The organism is Brevundimonas sp. SORGH_AS_0993 (assembly GCF_030818545.1).
Classification (GTDB): Bacteria; Pseudomonadota; Alphaproteobacteria; order Caulobacterales; family Caulobacteraceae; genus Brevundimonas.
Genome location: NZ_JAUTAH010000001.1, coordinates 1,899,480 through 1,915,082 on the forward strand (window position 1 = coordinate 1,899,480; position 15,603 = coordinate 1,915,082).

Genomic DNA, 15,603 nt, shown 5'->3' on the forward strand with positions numbered 1-15,603 from the left:
TCAGCCGTTCTGCTGGACCAGAACCTCGGCGATCTGGACCGCGTTCAGCGCCGCGCCCTTTCGCAGATTGTCGTTGGAGAGGAACAGAGCCAGGCCGTGTGCGACGGTCGGATCGGGTCGCACCCGGCCGACGAAGACCGGGTCCTTGCCCGTGGCGTCCAGCGGGTTCGGCACATCGGTCACGACCACGCCCGGCGCCTGACCCAGAGTCTCAAGCGCCGCCGCGACCGAGATCGGACGTTCGAACTCGGCGTTGATCGACAGGGAATGGCCCGAATAGACCGGCACGCGGACGCAGGTGCCCGACACCGGCAGGCCGGGAATCTCCAGAATCTTGCGGCTCTCGTCGCGCAGCTTCAGCTCCTCGTCGGTGTAGCCGTCCTCCGACAGTGTGTAGTTCAGGGCCACCACATTGTTGGCGATCGGCACGACCCACTTTTCGGGGGCGCCGAAATCGACCGCGCCGCCGTCGCGGGCCAGGGCCGCGCCCTGATCGACCGAAGCGCGCGACTGGGTCTCCAGCACGCGGATGCCCTCGACCCCGCCGCCCGACACGGCCTGATAGGTCGAGACGGTCAGGCGCTTCAGACCCGCCGCTTCATGCAGGGGCTTCAGCACCGGCATGGCGGCCATGGTGGTGCAATTGGGGTTGGCGATGATGCCCTTTGGCCGGTTCGCCAGGGCGTGGGGGTTCACCTCGGCGACGACCAGCGGTGCCTCCGGGTCGCTGCGGAAGGCCGAGGAATTGTCGATGACCACGGCGCCGGCGGCCGCCACCTTAGGCGCCAGGGCCCTGGACGTCTCGCCGCCCGCCGAGAAGAAGACGATGTCCAGACCGGCGTAGTCAGCGCTCGCCGCATCCTCGACCACGATGTCGGTCTGGCCGAAGCGGATCGTCTTGCCCGCCGACCGGGCCGAGGCGAACAGCCGCAGCGAAGCCAGCGGGAAGTTCCGCTCCGCCAGCAGATTGCGCATCATCTCGCCGACGAGGCCGGTGGCCCCCACGATGCCGACATGGGGCGGATTGGACGGGGAAAAGGTCATGGAAGGCGTCTCCTGGGAAGGTTGGAGGCGCGGGGTACAGCCGGATCGACCGCCCCGCGCATCGGCGGGGCTTGGGATCGGGGTTCGTCGCTAGACCTTGCGCACACCCGAAACCGCCCCGCCGAAGCCGGTGGTTTTCGAGGTCATCGCTTTGGTCATGAGCATGGACACGGCGACGCTCTCTAAGGGCGAGAAACGGTCGTGTAAACCGTCTGCGGCGAAAGAAATGACGCCTGGAGAAATGAAACAGGCTTTTCACGGCAATAAAGCCGTCGCCATCTCTCATCCCGTCATCCTCGGGCTTGACCCGAGGATCGGATGATCCGCCGCACCGCTCGCGATCCAGACGCACCGCCCGACCAACGCCCGGTCCTCGGGTCAAGCCCGAGGATGACGGGGCTGGCTTTCGTGCCTCAGACCTTCGACAGGATCAGCGTGCCGTTCGTGCCGCCGAAGCCGAAGCTGTTGGACATGACGTGGGTCAGTTCGCCGTCGTGGCGCTGGCGCAGGATCGGCATGCCTTCGAACGCCGGATCGAGGGTCTCGATGTGTGCGCTTTCGGCGGCGAAGCCGTTCTGCATCATCAGCAGGCAGTAGATGGCTTCCTGCGCGCCGGCCGCGCCGAGCGAGTGGCCCGTCAGCGACTTGGTCGAGGAGATCATCGGCATCTGGTCGCCGAAGACGGCGCGGACGGCCTCCATCTCCTTGGCGTCGCCCACGGGGGTCGAGGTGCCGTGCGGGTTCAGATAGTCGATCTTCGGGTTGCCCGCCTGCTCCAGCGCGATCTTCATGCAGCGCTGGGCGCCTTCGCCCGAGGGGGCGACCATGTCGTAGCCGTCGGCGTTGGCGCCATAGCCCGTGACCTCGGCGTAGATGGTCGCGCCGCGCGCCTTGGCCCGCTCGTATTCCTCCAGCACCACGATGCCGGCGCCCCCGGCGATGACGAAGCCGTCGCGGTTCGCGTCATAGGCTCTGGAGGCGACCGACGGATTGTCGTTGAAGTCCGACGACATGGCGCCCATGGCGTCGAACATGTTGGACATGGACCAGTCGATGTCCTCGCAGCCGCCGGCGAAGACCACGTCCTGCTTGCCCCACTGGATCTGTTCGACCCCGGCGCCGATGCAGTGGGCCGACGTCGCGCAGGCCGAGCTGATCGAATAGTTGATCCCGCGCATCTGGAACCAGGTCGACAGCACCGCCGACGGACCCGACGCCATCGCCTTGGGCACGGCGAAGGGGCCGATGCGCTTGGGCGCGCCCTTTTCCACCGTGGTCGCCGCCGCCTGCAGGATCACCTGGGTCGAGGGGCCGCCCTCGCCGACGATCAGGCCGATCCGGTCGTCCTTGATCTCGTCCGCCGTCAGGCCCGACGACTTCAGCGCCTCTTCGAAGGCGATGTGGGCCCAGGCCGTGCCATTGGCCAGGAAGCGCGCGGCGCGACGGTCGACCAGATCTTCCCACGGACCGATCCTGGGCGGCGCCCAGACCTGGCTGCGGAAGCCGTATTTGGCGTGGTCCGGGGCATGGACGACGCCCGAGCGGGCCTCGCGCAGGGATTGGGTCACTTCCTCGGCGCCATGGCCGATGGAAGAGACGATGCCCAGGCCGGTGACGACGACACGACGCATGGTGTTTCCTTCTCGAGTCTCTTTTCAGTTCGGTCCCGAGGGACCTTCCGCCTTCTTCGAGGCTATATAGGGAGCCTAGCCGCCCGCCGCCTCGTCCTTGGCGCCGAACAGGCCCACCCGCATGTCGTTGCAGGTGTAGATGACCTGACCGTCGGCTTCCAGAACGCCGTCGGCGATGCCCATGACCAGCTTGCGGTTGATGACGCGCTTCAGGTGGATCTTATAGACCACCTTCTTGATGTCCGGCGTCACCTGGCCGGTGAACTTGACCTCGCCGACGCCCAAGGCGCGGCCGCGGCCGGGGCCGCCGATCCACCCCAGATAGAAGCCGACCAGCTGCCACATGGCGTCCAGGCCCAGGCAGCCCGGCATGACCGGATCGCCGATGAAATGGCACTGGAAGAACCAGAGGTCGGGATGGATGTCGAGTTCGGCCTCGACATAGCCCTTTCCGTGGTCGCCGCCGTCCGCGTTGATCGTCGTGATGCGGTCGAACATCAGCATCGGCGGGGCGGGCAGCTGGGCGTTGCCGGGACCGAACAGCTCGCCGCGGCCCGAAGCCAAGAGGGCCTCATGATCGAAGGACGAGGGATATTGGGACTGGGTCAAGGCGCTTCCGTTTCTTCAGGCGTTGCGCGCGGGTTACACGACCCGGCCGCTTCGCTCAACAGCCACGGCTGGAGCCTGATCCGTCGAGAGGGGAATCGCGACGCGGTTCCGTCTAAAACGATCAGGCTTTAGTTGCGGCCCGTCCCCGCCGGACGGTTGGCGTTGCACAGGGCGCGTTCCTGGGCCCCGAACACGGCCCTTTGCGGCACCCAGCCGCGCAGGCGCCGCGCTCGCACCCGGCACCAGCCCTCCTCGCATTCGTCCAGGGACACCAGGGCGCGGGGCGACAGCCGGGCGCGAACCGGCGCCGTCTCGGAGCGATTGGCCCGGATCGGAATCTCCTCGGCGGTGGTGTTGAAGACCGAGCGCCGACCCGAGGACACCGTGCGGTGGATCCAGGCCACGGCCCCGTCGGGGTCGCAGATCTTGCGCCACTCGGCCGTCTCGGCGATCACCTGAACGGGCAGGCCAGCGGCGCGATATTCCCACAGGATGGGATAGTCCAGGCCCGGCCCCTGGCGCGCGCGGACGTGCGAGGACTTCAGCGAAATCCAGCGCGGCACCTCCAGCCCCGTGGGCGTCGGCCGCCCGTCCGGCATGGTCGCGCCCGCCCCCAAGGCCACGCCCAGTCCCGTCAGGGCGCAGGCGAGGGCGATGCGGCGTCGCAGGCTTTGGAAGATGGCGGCGGCTTTGCTAGACACTGGATGGAACGACCCGTCGCGCGGGCTTCGATCCTGTGAAATCGCCGCCCGCAAACCAAGGCCCGCAATGTCCGCCCGCAAGCTTAAGGTCGTATTAACCAGACGCCTGCCCGACGCCGTCGAGACGCGGATGCGCGAACTGTTCGACGCCGAGTTGAACCTCAAGGATCAGCCGATGGACCGCGCGGCCCTGGAAGCCGCCGTCCAGCGCGCCGAGGTTCTGGTTCCCACCATCACCGACGTCATCGACGCCGCGCTGATCAACGGGGCGGGCGAACAGTTGAAGATGATCGCCAACTTCGGCGCGGGCGTCGATCACATCGACATCGATGCGGCGGTCGCGCGCGGAATCATCGTCACCAACACCCCCGGCGTCCTGACCGAGGACACCGCCGACCTGGCCATGAGCCTGATCCTGGCCGTCAGCCGTCGCATCGTCGAGGGCGCCCAGGTGGTCGCCGACAACCGCTTCGAGGGCTGGACCCCCACCTGGATGTGCGGCCGCAAGCTGTGGGGCAAGCGGCTGGGGATCGTCGGCATGGGTCGGATCGGCCAGGCCCTGGCCCGCCGCGCCAAGGCTTTCGGCCTGCAGGTCCACTATCACAACCGCAAGCCTGTCTCGGCCCTGGTCGAGGAAGAGCTGGGCGCGACCTATTGGGACGATGTGGACCAGATGCTGGCGCGGATGGACGTCGTCTCGCTGAACTGCCCGGCGACGAAGGACACGCACCATCTGCTGTCGGCCGAGCGCCTGGCCCGGCTTCAGCCCCACGCCATCCTGATCAATACGGCGCGCGGCGAACTGATCGACGAGGCGGCCCTGGCCGAGGCCGTGGCGGCGCGGCGTCTGTATGGGGTCGGCCTGGACGTCTTCGAGAACGAGCCGGCCATCCATCCGGGGCTTCTGGGCCATCCGAACGTGGTGCTTCTGCCCCATCTGGGGTCCGCCACCCTGGAGGCGCGCCAGGACATGGGCGACCGGGTCATCGCCAATGTCATGACCTATCAGAACGGCCACCGTCCGCCGGACCGCGTCATCCCCGCCATGCTGTAAGCGGCGGATTTCACACGGCTGTCGGCATGGCCTCACACGGCTGTCGAAAACGGCGTTCACAGGCGGAACCGCTGGGGACGCGCATCGTTTTCGGCGTCCTGTTCCGAGGAAGCGTGCGTTGGACTCCTACTACTGCATCGTCAATCTGCCCGGCGTGCCAGTGCGCGACATCTGCGTTCTGGACGCCGCCTCCGACGCGGCGGCCAATCAGGCGCTGGAACAGGTGGCCCGGCGCTGGGCGGGGTTCGAGACCCTTTATCTGTACTGCGGCGAGCGGATGGTGACGGTGCTCAGCAACCCGGCCCTGGGCTTCGCCGAACCTCTGCCGGACCTGCCCCTGGCGGACGTGCGCTTCGCCACCGCCGCCTGATCGGCCTCAGCCGCCGCAGACCGGACAGGCCGGATCGGCGGCGACCCGCACGGTGCGCGCGGTCCCCGCAAGACCGTCATAGAGCAGAAGCCGCCCCGTCAGCGGCTGGCCCGCGCCGGTCAGCCGCTTGATCGCCTCCAGCGCCGCCATCGAGCCGACCACCCCCGCCAGGGCGCCGACCACCCCGACCCGGGCGCAGGTCTCTGCCTCCGGCGGAATGTCCGGCACCAGGCAGCGATAGCAGGGCCGCCCCGCGAACACCCCGACCTGACCGGTCCAGCGTCCCAGGGCGCCCGAGACCAGGGGCCGACCGGCGGCGACACAGGCCGCATTGACCAGAAGCCGCGTCTCGAAATCGTCGGTTCCGTCCAGCACCAGGTCGAAGGCCGCGATCCGCGCCGCCGCGTTCTCGACCGTCAGCCGCTCTTCGAAGGTCTGGATCGCGACGTGAGGGTTCAGGCCCCGCAGTCGCCCCGCCGCCGCCTCGACCTTTGGGCGGCCGACGTCGGCGGTGTCGAACAGGATCTGGCGCTGCAAATTGGACACGGCCACCGCATCGTCGTCGATCAGGCCCAGGGTCCCGACACCCGCCGCCGCCAGATAGAGGGCGGCGGGGGGCCCCCACGCCTCCCGCGCCGACGATCAGCACGCGCGCCCGCTTCAGCGCCTGCTGCCCCGGCCCGCCGACCTCGGACAGGACCAGATGCCGGGCGTAGCGTTCGACTTCGTCTTCGGTGAAGGCCATGGCGACCCCTCTAGAGCCTGATCCGTCGAGGCGGAATCCCTGCGCGGTTCCGTCCAGACGATCAGGCTCTAGCGCCCCGGCGCGCCGGGGCGCTAGAGCCCTTCGCCGAAAAGGCCGGGCTCAGGCGGCGACCAGAGCCTGGCTCGTGTCGATCAGAAGCCGTTCGATCCGGGCGGTCAGCGCCGGGGCGCCCGCATCTTCCGCCAGCAGCCGCTCCAGCGCCGGGGAGGCGTCGACCTGGGCCAGCGCCCAGTCCGCGAACAGTCGGGTCTGGACAGGGCGGTCGCTGAGGATGCGGATATTGGCGTGGCGGCGGTCGGCCCGAATCCGGGTCATCAATCGATCCAGATCGACGCGCCGACCCTCGATCGCCTGGAAGAACCGGCCGTCGTGACGCATCAGAACGCCGGTGATGTGGTCGCGCCGATTGTTGCGATCCGAAACCCCGATGATATCGACCAGCACCATCAGCTTGTCTCCGACGCCGCCGACGGCGTCGCTGACATAGACGATACGAAACAAACTCATGGGGTACTCTGGATACTGGGGAGGATACTGGAGGCGAACGGCCTCGGTTAGCCGCCTAGCGTCAGAGTGTTAAGGATTTACGGTGCTTCGGCTCGGCGTCGGTTGTGGACGACGACCTTGATCCGGGGCGCGCCGCGCGCCATCTGCCGACCATGACCTATTCCGCCTCCTCGACCGCCTCGTCCTTTCCCGACTGGCACGGCACCACCATTCTGGCGGTGCGCAAGAACGGCCGCACCGTGATCGCCGGCGACGGCCAGGTCTCGATGGGACCAACCATCGTCAAGGGCGCGGCGCGCAAGGTGCGCACCCTGGCCGGCGGCAGGGTGGTGGCCGGGTTCGCCGGGGCGACGGCCGACGCCTTCACCCTGATCGAACGGCTGGAGGCCAAGCTGGAGCAGTATCCGGACCAACTGGCCCGCGCCTGCGTCGACCTGGCCAAGGACTGGCGCACCGACCGCTATCTGCGCCGGCTGGAGGCCATGCTGCTGGTGGCGGACAAGGCGTCCATCTTCACCGTCACGGGCGTCGGCGACGTGCTGGAGCCGGAACACGGCGTCGCGGCCGTGGGCTCTGGCGGCAACTACGCCCTGTCGGCGGCCCGCGCCCTGATCGAGGAAACCGAACTGGACGCCGAACAGATCGCGCGCAAGGCGATGAAGATCGCCGCCGACATCTGCGTCTACACCAACGGCAATCTGACGGTGGAGACCTTGGAGGGGTGATCCGCGAAACGCAGATCGCGACCGGTGGTTGCGCCAGAAAATCCTGCTAAGCTTGCAGCATGTACCGCATCGACCGCGCCACCAACTCAATCCAGGCTCTCAAAAAGGTGTCCTTTCGCGAACTCGGCTTTCGCGAAAGGACGCATCTTCAGGAATGGATCGCTCGCCAACCTTCGGCGCTGGGCGAGGACCTGCTGATCATCCAGAAGGAGTTTGCCGGTTTTTCCGACACGAGCGAACGTCTGGACCTGCTTGCCCTGGACAAGCAGGGCTCGCTCGTCATCATCGAGAACAAGCTGGACGACACCGGGCGCGACGTGACTTGGCAGGCGCTCAAATACGCTTCCTATTGCTCGGCCCTCACCAAGGAAGACATCCGCCAGATCTATCAGGACTACCTGCGGAAATGCGGCAGGACCGATACGGCTGAAGAGGCGCTCGGCGTCTTCTTCGAGCAGGAATACGACGACCTGACCCTCAACAAGGGCGTCACACAGCGAATCATTCTCGTCGCCGCGAAATTCCGCAAGGAAGTCACGTCCACCGTGCTCTGGCTCAGCAGCTTCCGGCTGCGCATCCAGTGTTTCCGCGCGACACCCTTCACGCTGGGCGACGACCTGTTCCTCAACATGGAGCAGATCATCCCGGTCAAGGACACCGAAGAATTCACCATCGGCCTGGCTGATAAGGCCAAGGAGGAGATTGAAGGCGTGGAAACGGAAGCCCGTCGCCATCCGATCCGACGGCAGTTCTGGACCGAATTGATCCGCGCCATGAACGCCACGCCTTCAAAGCTTTACGCGAACATCTCTCCGGGTAAGGAAAGCTGGATCAGCGCTGGTTCGGGAACGCGCGGCGTGGGCTTCAACTTCGGGGCGACGCAGCGTTACGCCCGCGCCGAACTCTATATCGACCGAGGCGATACGGCCGAGAATGAAGCAGTGTTCGACCGGCTTTATGCAGATCGCGCAGCCATCGAGGTCAGCGTCGGAACGTCTTTGACCTGGGAGCGTCTAGACCATCGCCGGGCCTGCCGCATCAAGCTCGAACAGCCCGCCGACGTGTTCCAGAAAGAGCAGTGGCCGGCGATGATCGCCTTCATGACCGACGCCATGGTTCGACTGGAACGTGCCCTGAAGCCGAGGCTCAACGAAGGCTGAGCCCCGTCGGAACCGGGTGTACCGGCCCCGTAGGTCTCTAGCAGCCCGGAATGATGGACAAGAATGTCGATTGAACCTGACCCTTCCGGATCACAGAACGTCGGCGATCAGGCCCAGGGTCTTGGCCTCCTGCGCCTCGATATACCAGTTCTCCGGCGCGCGGCGCAGCACCTCGTCCATGGTGACGGCGCTGCCGCGCACCAGGTTCTCGAACCCTTCGTTCTGGATGGCGATGGAGTGTTCCAATTCGTTCAGCATCGCCTTGACCGAGGCGATGCAGGTCGTCAGCGGCCCGGTGACGTGCAGGTGCTTGTCCATCTTCCGCTCGTGGATCATCACCCGCGCCCCGCGTGTCAGATAGCGGTTCTCCACGGCGAAGAAGCTCATGAAGGTCGCCCCGGCTGAATAGATGGCCGCCTTGCCCAGAAAGACCAGTCGTCGCGCGGGATTGATGTCGCTCTGGAACCGCACGTCCTCGCCCATCATCCGGGCCACCTCCGGATCGCCGCCCAGGGTGGACAGTTCGATCACCACCAGGCCGCTGTCGGGCGCCTGGGCCAGCTGATCCCGGAACCGATCGTACAGGGCGTAGTCGACGGCGCCGGCCAGAAGGATGCGCGGCGTGTCGAAGGCGCTGGCGTCCAGCCGGCCGGCCGAAGGAGCGTCGGTCATTGGACCTCTTGCACGCCGGCGTCGTCCACCGGATAGCCCTGGGCCGTGGCCCAGGATTTAGCTTCGCCCACGGAAAAGAACGCCTGGCTTCGCACCCGCCGCGCGCCGTTGTCGTCGATCAGTTCGCACTCGAACCACCGGATGGTGCGCCGGTCGGAGGTGTTGCAGGTGCGGCGAAAGATCAGGGCGTGCGGCGTCATGAAGGCTGAACGAAGTCTGTGCGCCGCAGTTCCGCCCGATTGTCTTTTTTTCCTTTTGCAACAACCTATTGCAAAGCCAGAGGCCCTGAGGGGGCGGCGATTGTCCTCGGTGCGATTTGCGCCGCCGCGCCCCTTGGCTTAAGCGCCCGGCATGACCGAAGACGCCCCCATCCGTCCCCTGGCCCGCAATCCGCGGGGTTTCGCCGACAAGCGCGGCCGCGACCTGATCGCCGAACGGCGCATCGTCGCGCGCGTGTCCGAGGTTTACGAGCGCTGGGGGTTCGAGCCGCTGGAGACGCCGGCCTTCGAATACGCCGACGCCCTGGGCAAGTTCCTGCCCGACGCCGACCGTCCGAACGAGGGCGTGTTCGCGCTTCAGGACGACGCCGGTTCGGACGAGCCGGGCGACTGGATGGCCCTGCGTTACGACCACACCGCGCCCCTGGCCCGGTTCGCGGCCCAGACGTGGGAGACCCTGCCCAAACCCTTCCGCCGCTACGCCTATGGGCCGGTCTGGCGCAACGAGAAGCCCGGCCCCGGCCGCTTCCGCGAGTTCTGGCAGTGCGACGCCGACACGGTCGGCTCGGATCGGCCGCAGGCCGACGCGGAGATCATCGCCATGGCCTGCGAAGGCTTGGGCGCGGCCGGGCTGGACGCCGGCCAGGCCCAGATTCGCGTCTCCAACCGCAAACTGTTCGACGGCCTGTTCGACGCGGGCGGCGTCACCGAGGCGGGCCAGCGTCTGACGGCGCTGCGCGCCATCGACAAGTTCGACCGCCTGGGCTGGGACGGCGTGGTCCAACTGCTGGGCGAAGGCCGTCTGGACGAGTCCGGCGACTACACCAAGGGGGCGCAACTGCCCGCCAAGGTGACGGCCGCGATCGAGGCGTTTCTGGCGTCGGCCAGTATGTCCGGCCTGTCGCGCGCCGACACCCTGTCGGCCGTAGCCCGTTCCGGCGACCTGGGCGCGGCGGGCGAGGCGGCGCTGAACGAGCTGGCGGCCATCGACCGGGCGCTGAACGCCATGTCGGTGGGTCAGGAGGCGGTGAAGTTCGATCCGACCATCGTGCGCGGGCTGGAATACTACACCGGCGCCGTGTTCGAGGCGGAACTGCTGCTGGACACCACCGACGACAAGGGCCGGCCGGTCCGCTTCGGCTCCATCGGCGGCGGCGGACGCTATGACGATCTGGTCGCCCGCTTCACCGGCCAGAGCACGCCGGCGACCGGCTTCTCCTTCGGCGTGTCGCGCCTGGCCTCGGCCCTGCGCGCGGCGGGTCGCGGCGCGGAAGGCGCGGTGCGCGGCCCCGTGGTGGTCATCGTCTTTTCCGAAGACGACATGGCCCATTATCTGAGCGCCGTCGCCGAACTGCGTGCCGCCGGAATCGCCGCCGAGCTTTACCTGGGGCGGGCGGGCATGAAGGCCCAGATGAAATACGCCGACCGGCGCAACGCCCCGGCCGTCGTCATCCTGGGCGGGGACGAGATCGCCGCCGGGGAGGTCACGATCAAGGATCTGGACGCGGGCCGCGCCGCCGCCGCCGGCATCGCCGACAACGAAGCCTGGAAGGCCGCCCGTCCGGGCCAGTTCAAGACGCCCCGCACCGAACTGGTCGCCGCCGTTCGGCGCATTATCGAATAAGCTTCGATAAAATTAGCCCGAAACCCTGAGTTATCGGCGATAAGTCGAAGAAATTTCGATTATGGCCGAACCGGCCGTTGACCCGCCCCCGTCGACCAGGCCAAATGAACTCACTCGAGGGCAAGCGTTGCTCAAGCGCGCAGCACTCGAAGGCGTTTCGGGGAGGAAACGTCCGCTCTTTAAAGAGCAAGATAGCCCGCTGCGATGTATCCCCCGCAGCGGGCTTTTCTATGCCTGAAATCCCAAGCCCGACCTGGAGAACCTGGAGAAATTCTCCAGGTCTTGTCCCTGAGATTTCCCTGAAATGTCCATGGAAAAGGCCGGGGCGAACCCCGGCCTTCCTCGGTCGGCGATCCTCCTCGCCCTACCAGATACGAACGCGATCCTCGGGCTTCAGATAGTATTTCGCGCCGGGCTGGACATCGAAGGCTTCGTACCAGGCGTCGACGTTGCGCAGCGGGCCGATGACCCGGAACTGCGCGGCCGAGTGCGGATCGGTGGCGACCTGCTGCTTCAGCGCCTCGTCGCGGTACTTCGACTGCCAGACCTGGGCCCAGCCGTAGAAGAAGCGCTGATCGCCGGTCGTGCCGTCCAGCACCGGCGCGGGCCGACCGTTCAGCGACAGATGATAGGCCTCCAGACCCACGGCCACGCCCGAGGCGTCGCCGATGTTCTCGCCCATGGTGAGGCCCGGATTGATGTGATAGCCAGGCAGCGGCTCATAGGTGGCGTACTGCTCGCCCAGGCGCGTGGTCAGGGCGTCGAACTTGGCCTTGTCCTCGGCCGTCCACCAGTTGCGCAGCACCCCGTCGCCATCGGACTTGGAGCCCTGATCGTCGAAGCCGTGGCCGATCTCGTGGCCGATCACGCCGCCGATGCCGCCGTAGTTGACGGCCGGGTCCGCGTCCGGATCGAAGAAGGGCGGCTGCAGGATGGCGGCCGGGAAGACGATCTCGTTGTTGGCCGAGTTGTAGTAGGCGTTGACCGTCTGGGGCGTCATGCCCCATTCGGCCTTGTCCACCGGCGCGTTCAGGCGGGCCAGGTCATAGTTCCATTCGAACAGGCCCTGCCGCTCGGCGTTGCCGACCAGGTCGTCGGCGCGGATGTCCAGGCCGGAATAGTCGCGCCACTTGTCGGGATAGCCGATCTTGACGGTGAATTTCCGCAGCTTCTCCTGCGCCGCCGCCCTGGTCTCCGCGCCCATCCAGGTCAGGTTCTCGATGCGGTGCGACAGGGCCGTGCGCAGATTGGCGACCAGTTCTTCCATCTTGGCCTTGGATTCGGCCGGGAAATACTGGCCCACATAAAGCCGGCCCGTGGCCTCGCCCAGCGAACCTTCGGCGAAGGAGATGGCGCGCTTCTCGCGGGTGCGCTGCTCGGGCTGGCCCGACAGGTCGCGGGCGCGGAACTCCCACTGGGCGTCCGAGAAACGCTGCGACAGATAGGGCGCCATGTCGTCGACCGTGTGGAAGGCTTCCCACGCCCGCAACAGTTCGACCGGCGTTTCGGCGTAGATCGCCGCGATCTTCGGCAGGGCCGTGTTCTGACGCACGATCAGCCGCGGCACGCCGCCCAGCTTGGCCGCGTCGAAATAGGCCTGCCATTCGAAGCCCGGCGCCTGTTCGTTCAGCTGACGGATGGTGAACTCGTTATAGGTCTTGTCGCGGTTGCGGTTTTCGGCCGGGCTCCAGTGGGCCTCGGCGATCTTCTGCTCCAGGGCGACGATCTGCGCGGCGGTCTCGGCCGGGGCAGACCAGCCGATCATGCCCAGCATCCGGGCCACATAGGCCTGATACTTCTCTTTCTTGTCGGCGTAGCGGGCGTCCAGATAGTAGTCGCGGTTGGGCAGGCCCAGGCCCGACTGGCCGGTCGAGACGACGTAGCGGGTCGGCTGTTTGGCGTCGATGGTGATGCCGGTGCCGAAGAAGGAGCCGCCGAAGCGGCCGACCGTCTGGCCCATATAGACGGCCATCTTCTCGTGGCTGTCGGCGGCGCGAATGGCGGCCAGATAGGGCTGCAGCGGCTGGGCGTCCAGCTGATCGACGCGGGTTTGGTCGATGTAGGAGCGATAGGCGTCGGCGATCTTCGCCTCGTCCGAACCGGGCGCCAGGTCCGTGCGCGCGGCCAGGCCGGTGATCAACTGCTTCATCCGGTTGTCCGACAGTTCGCGCAGCAGGGCGAAGGAGCCGTAGCTGGTGCGGTCCGACGGAATGACCAGGGCGTCCACGGCCTTGCCGTTGGCGTAACGGAAGAAGTCGTCGCCCGGCTTCACCGCAGTGTCGCGCCCCGCCAGGTTGAAGCCCCAGGTCCCGTACCTGGGCGCCTCGGTTCCCTGCCAGCCGGCGGCGCTCTCCTCGCCGGAAAACAGCGAGATGAGGGTGCAGCTTTCGTCCAGACAGGCGTGGTCGTGAACGACGTCCTGCGCCAAGGCGGCGGAAGGCAGGAGAAGCGCGCCGACGGCGGCGGCGATGAGCAGTCTTTTCATCACAATATCCTAGCAGCCGCCCCTGACGGGCGGGTCGGGGCGGACCCTATCCCCGGCAGGAGGGGTGTCGCCTTAAAAAAAGTTCATGAAATGCACGCGGCGTCTCGTCACAGGCCCATCGTCCGGGTTTGATGGCGCGACGGGGGGCGGATGCACGGACACGGCGGCGATTATAAGGATCTGGTGGTCTTCCTGGCCGCGGCGGGCGTCATCGTGCCCCTGGTCAACCGACTGAAGATCAGTCCGGTGCTGGGTTTCCTGGCCGCCGGCGTCGTCCTGGGACCGGACGGCTTGGCTCGGTTCGCCGAGGCCGCGCCCTGGCTGTCGTGGATCACCATCCGCGAACCCTCCCAGTTGGCCCAGCTGTCGGAGCTGGGCGTCGCCTTCCTTCTGTTCATGATCGGGCTGGAGCTGTCGTGGGAGCGGCTGCGCGCCATGCGCCGGCTGGTCTTCGGCCTGGGCCTGATGCAGGTCGCAGCCTGTGCGGGGGTGCTGTCGGCCGCCTTCATGCTGACGGGCCAATCGCTGGCCGGGGCGGCGGTGCTGGGCATGGGCCTGGCCCTGTCCTCGACCGCCGTGGTCATGCCCGTCCTGGCCGAGCGAGGGCGGCTGAAGGGGGCCGTCGGCCGGTCGACCTTCGCCGTTCTTCTGGCGCAGGATCTGTCGGTCGCGCCGATCCTGATCACCGTCAGCGTGCTGGCGGCCGTGGCCCAGCAGGGCGGGACGCTGGATCCGCAGGTGCTGGGGCGTTCGCTGCTGACCCTGGCGCCGGCGACCATCGGCCTGGGGCTTCTGGTCCTGTTGGGGCGGCTGGTGCTGCGGCCGATGTTCCGGTCGGTGGCCCGGGCGCGCAAGGTGGATCAGGGCGGCGAGCTGTTCGTGGCCGCGAGCCTTCTGGTGGTGGTCGGCGCGGGCCTGGCCGCCCAGGCCAGCGGCCTGTCGATGAGCATCGGCGCCCTGGTCGCCGGCGTCCTGCTGGCCGAGACGGAGTTCCGCCGCGAGGTCGAGGTGTCGATCGAGCCGTTCAAGGGCCTGCTGCTAGGGGTCTTCTTCGTCGGCGTCGGCCTGGGGCTTGATCTGGACGCGGTCGCCGCCGACCCGGCCGGGGTCATCGGCCTGGCCTTGGCCATCGCCGCGGCCAAGGCGGTGGTCATCTTCGGCCTGGCGCGTCTGTGGGGGCTCAGCGCCCGAACGGCTGTGGAGACGGCCCTGGTCCTGGCGCCGGCGGGCGAGTTCGCCTTCGTCGTCTTCGCCACCGGCATGGTGGAGGGGATCGCCTCGCCCCAGTTGACAAGCACGGTCGCCCTGTCGGCCACCCTCAGCATCTTCTCGATTCCGCTGATGGCCCAACTGGGTCAGAGGCTCGGACGGCGCGCCGTCCCCAGGACGACGGCGGGGAGCGAGCCCCCTCCGCCGATGGAGACGGCCGACGGCGCGGTCATCATCGTCGGCTTCGGTCGGGTCGGGCGGCTGATCGGCGAGCTGTTGAAGGCGCACGATCAGACCTTCATCGCCCTGGACTCCGATCCCGCCATCGTCGCAGCCGGCCGCCGCGACGGCTTCGACGTCTTCTACGGCGACGCGGGCCGCCGCGAGATGCTGCAGCACTGCGGCGTGGCCTCCACCCGCGCCCTGGTCGTCACCATGGACACGCCCGCCAAGGTGGACGAGGTGGTGGCGACCGCCCGGTCCCTGCGCGAGGATCTGATCCTGATCGCCCGCGCGCGAGACGATCAGCATGCGGTGCGGCTGTACAGGCTGGGCGTCACCGACGCCGTGCCGGAAACCACCGAGGCCAGCCTGCAACTGGCCGAGAACACCCTGGTCGACCTGGGCGTGCCGATGGGGTTGGTCCTGGCCTCCATCCATGAACGCCGCGATCGGTTCCGCCAGACCTTCCAGGCCGCGACCCCGCCCGAGCGGCGCAACCGTCCGACCCGCGCCCTGCGATCTCGCGTGGTCCCTCCCCCGGACAGCCCATCGTAGGACAGGGACTTTGCCCCAGGCTGGACCCATTTTCGTCATGGTTCCGTGATC

14 protein-coding genes and 1 pseudogene are annotated in these 15,603 nt (G+C 67.5%); 6 read left to right on the forward strand and 9 right to left on the reverse strand.

Translation table 11 applies throughout. The features are described 5' to 3' along the window. The 4 genes from QE389_RS09445 to QE389_RS09460 all read right to left on the reverse strand — a co-directional run bounded on the left by QE389_RS09445 (position 1) and on the right by QE389_RS09460 (position 3,985). Complete coding sequence (locus QE389_RS09445; protein WP_307366661.1) at positions 1-1,044, reverse strand: aspartate-semialdehyde dehydrogenase; 1,044 nt, start codon at positions 1,042-1,044, stop codon at positions 1-3. A 413-nt stretch (positions 1,045-1,457) separates the two neighbouring features. Further along, a complete protein-coding gene (fabB, locus tag QE389_RS09450; RefSeq protein WP_307366664.1) occupies positions 1,458-2,675 on the reverse strand; it encodes a beta-ketoacyl-ACP synthase I in 1,218 nt (405 codons plus the stop codon). Positions 2,676-2,750: 75 nt separating this feature from the next. Then, the gene (gene fabA / locus QE389_RS09455; RefSeq protein WP_307366666.1) at positions 2,751-3,284 is read right to left on the reverse strand and encodes a 3-hydroxyacyl-[acyl-carrier-protein] dehydratase FabA; all 534 of its coding nucleotides are present in this window, start codon (positions 3,282-3,284) and stop codon (positions 2,751-2,753) included. Positions 3,285-3,412: 128 nt separating this feature from the next. Further along, a complete protein-coding gene (locus QE389_RS09460; protein WP_307366668.1) occupies positions 3,413-3,985 on the reverse strand; it encodes an SH3 domain-containing protein in 573 nt (190 codons plus the stop codon). 67 nt (positions 3,986-4,052) lie between these two features. Between QE389_RS09460 and QE389_RS09465 the strand changes: the two genes are divergently transcribed. Both QE389_RS09465 and QE389_RS09470 read left to right on the forward strand, forming a co-directional pair. After that, positions 4,053-5,039 carry a D-glycerate dehydrogenase gene (locus tag QE389_RS09465; RefSeq protein WP_307366669.1) on the forward strand — a complete coding sequence of 329 codons (987 nt, stop codon included), beginning with the start codon at positions 4,053-4,055 and terminating at the stop codon, positions 5,037-5,039. Between the two features lie 118 nt (positions 5,040-5,157). After that, entirely contained in the window at positions 5,158-5,409 is a 252-nt protein-coding gene (locus QE389_RS09470) for a hypothetical protein (RefSeq protein ID WP_307366670.1), read from the forward strand. Positions 5,410-5,415: 6 nt separating this feature from the next. Here QE389_RS09470 and QE389_RS09475 read toward each other — a convergent pair. Together QE389_RS09475 and QE389_RS09480 are read right to left on the reverse strand one after the other, a co-directional pair. Continuing rightward, positions 5,416-6,154: pseudogene (locus QE389_RS09475) on the reverse strand (ThiF family adenylyltransferase). 120 nt (positions 6,155-6,274) lie between these two features. Then, positions 6,275-6,682 (reverse strand): BLUF domain-containing protein, encoded by a 408-nt coding sequence (locus QE389_RS09480; protein ID WP_307366671.1) that lies wholly within the window; start codon positions 6,680-6,682, stop codon positions 6,275-6,277. A gap of 152 nt (positions 6,683-6,834) precedes the next feature. Here QE389_RS09480 and hslV point away from each other — a divergent pair, with 152 nt between their 5' ends. Further along, positions 6,835-7,407, forward strand: a complete 573-nt coding sequence (hslV, locus tag QE389_RS09485; RefSeq protein ID WP_307369015.1) for an ATP-dependent protease subunit HslV — start codon at positions 6,835-6,837, stop codon at positions 7,405-7,407. 59 nt (positions 7,408-7,466) lie between these two features. Continuing rightward, positions 7,467-8,567 carry a DUF4268 domain-containing protein gene (locus tag QE389_RS09490; RefSeq protein WP_307366672.1) on the forward strand — a complete coding sequence of 367 codons (1,101 nt, stop codon included), beginning with the start codon at positions 7,467-7,469 and terminating at the stop codon, positions 8,565-8,567. Positions 8,568-8,657: 90 nt separating this feature from the next. Here the strand turns inward: QE389_RS09490 and QE389_RS09495 are convergent, their stop codons facing one another. Both QE389_RS09495 and QE389_RS09500 read right to left on the reverse strand, forming a co-directional pair. Next, a complete protein-coding gene (locus QE389_RS09495) occupies positions 8,658-9,239 on the reverse strand; it encodes an ATP-dependent Clp protease proteolytic subunit (RefSeq protein WP_307366673.1) in 582 nt (193 codons plus the stop codon). Continuing rightward, the gene (locus QE389_RS09500) at positions 9,236-9,439 is read right to left on the reverse strand and encodes a hypothetical protein (RefSeq protein ID WP_307366675.1); all 204 of its coding nucleotides are present in this window, start codon (positions 9,437-9,439) and stop codon (positions 9,236-9,238) included. Before QE389_RS09500 ends, QE389_RS09495 begins: the two co-directional genes overlap by 4 nt. 151 nt (positions 9,440-9,590) lie before the next feature. Here QE389_RS09500 and hisS point away from each other — a divergent pair, with 151 nt between their 5' ends. Then, positions 9,591-11,081 (forward strand): histidine--tRNA ligase, encoded by a 1,491-nt coding sequence (gene hisS / locus QE389_RS09505; RefSeq protein WP_307366677.1) that lies wholly within the window; start codon positions 9,591-9,593, stop codon positions 11,079-11,081. 364 nt (positions 11,082-11,445) lie between these two features. Here hisS and QE389_RS09510 read toward each other — a convergent pair whose 3' ends face one another. Then, entirely contained in the window at positions 11,446-13,566 is a 2,121-nt protein-coding gene (locus QE389_RS09510; protein ID WP_307366679.1) for a M13 family metallopeptidase, read from the reverse strand. A gap of 150 nt (positions 13,567-13,716) precedes the next feature. Here QE389_RS09510 and QE389_RS09515 point away from each other — a divergent pair, with 150 nt between their 5' ends. Continuing rightward, positions 13,717-15,552, forward strand: a complete 1,836-nt coding sequence (locus QE389_RS09515) for a cation:proton antiporter (protein WP_307366681.1) — start codon at positions 13,717-13,719, stop codon at positions 15,550-15,552. The last annotated feature ends 51 nt before the right edge of the window (positions 15,553-15,603 follow it).